The organism is Streptomyces sp. OfavH-34-F (assembly GCF_022347745.1).
Classification (GTDB): Bacteria; Actinomycetota; Actinomycetes; order Streptomycetales; family Streptomycetaceae; genus Streptomyces.
Window position 1 is genome coordinate 1 of sequence record NZ_JAKRGC010000628.1, and the last position, 1,222, is coordinate 1,222.

3 protein-coding genes are annotated in these 1,222 nt (G+C 78.3%); 2 read left to right on the plus strand and 1 reads right to left on the minus strand.

All coding sequences use genetic code 11. The annotated features are described in order from the left end of the window. Together MHW47_RS35550 and MHW47_RS35555 are read left to right on the plus strand one after the other, a co-directional pair. The coding region (locus MHW47_RS35550) for a 3-hydroxyacyl-CoA dehydrogenase family protein (RefSeq protein WP_239227921.1) at positions 1 to 419 on the plus strand (419 nt) is incomplete at its 5' end. A 74-nt stretch (positions 420 to 493) separates the two neighbouring features. Then, a complete protein-coding gene (locus tag MHW47_RS35555; protein WP_239227922.1) occupies positions 494 to 892 on the plus strand; it encodes a VOC family protein in 399 nt (132 codons plus the stop codon). Between the two features lie 46 nt (positions 893 to 938). Here MHW47_RS35555 and MHW47_RS35560 read toward each other — a convergent pair. Beyond that, positions 939 to 1,222 (minus strand): helix-turn-helix domain-containing protein (locus MHW47_RS35560; protein WP_239227923.1); only part of this gene is annotated, 284 nt, incomplete at its 5' end.

Below are 1,222 nucleotides of genomic sequence, written 5' to 3' on the forward strand. Positions count from 1 at the left end.
TCGCGGTGACCCCGGCGGCGGACCCGGTCGCGGCGCGGGACGCACGCGCGGTGCTGGCGCGGGCGGCGGACGGCGGGGAGCCGTTCGCGGTGTCGGTGGTCCGGGACACGGCCGGTTCGGTGGCGCAGCGGCTGCTCGCCTCGATCGTGTCCGTCGCGGCGTCCATCGCGGAGCGGGCGCTGGCCGCCCCGGCCGACATCGACGTGGCCGTGACGACCGGTCTCGGCTATCCGGTGGGCCCGCTGGCCTGGGGCGACCGGGTGGGCGCGGCCCGGATGCTGGAGCTGCACCGGGCGCTGTACGCGTCGACGGGCGACCCCCGCCACCGCCCCACCCGCTGGGTCACCGAGCGCGCGGCCCTGGGCCTGGCGCTGACGGAGCGGGGGACGTCACCGGCGGACGTGCTCGGGGCGCCCTGACCGGCCGGTCCGGGGGCGCCGCCGCGACCGATTCGTTCAAGACGGCGGGCCGGGGCGCTGCCTAGGGTCGGTCCATGACTCCTCGACTCGACGCGATCGGCATCGTCGCCGCCGACCTGCCCGCCTCCCTCGCCTTCTACCGCCGGCTGGGCCTGGACATCCCGGCCGGGGCGGAGTCCGCGCCCCATGTGGAGGTGGTCCTGCCGGGCGGCGGGCGCCTGATGTGGGACGCGGAGGCCGTCGTCCGCTCCTACGACCCCGGCTGGACCCCGGGGCCGTCCGGCGGTGACCGGGTGGGGCTCGCGTTCCTGTGCGACGGTCCGGCGGAGGTGGACGCGGTGTACGCGGACCTGACGGGTGCGGGCCACCGGGGCCATCTGGAGCCGTGGGACGCGGTGTGGGGGCAGCGGTACGCGGTGGTCCTGGACCCGGACGGCTGCGCGGTCTCGCTGTTCGCACCGCTGCCTGCCTAGGGCCTGTCCGGCGGATCAGGGCCGGGGTCGCGACGCCTGGCACGCCCTAGGCCCGGTCGAAGTACGCGGTCAGGGTGGTGCCGGCCAGGGCGCGCATGTCCCGCGCCAGGTGCGCCTGGTCGGCGCAGCCCGCCGCGAGGGCGGCCTCGGCGTACGGCAGCCCGGAGCGTACGAGGGCCAGGGCCCGTTGCAGCCGGAGGATCCGGGCGAGGGTCTTGGGCCCGTAGCCGAAGGCGGCGAGGGCGCGGCGGTGCAGTTGCCGGGTGCCGAGTCCGGCGGTCCGGGCCGCGTCGGCGACGGTGCCGCCGGCCGCCAGGCGCGCCGCGACCG

What these genes read in the sequence shown, in the direction of transcription:
- MHW47_RS35555 (WP_239227922.1), top strand. Translation starts at nt 494, where the DNA reads ATGACTCCTCGACTCGACGCGATCGGCATCGTCGCCGCCGACCTGCCC.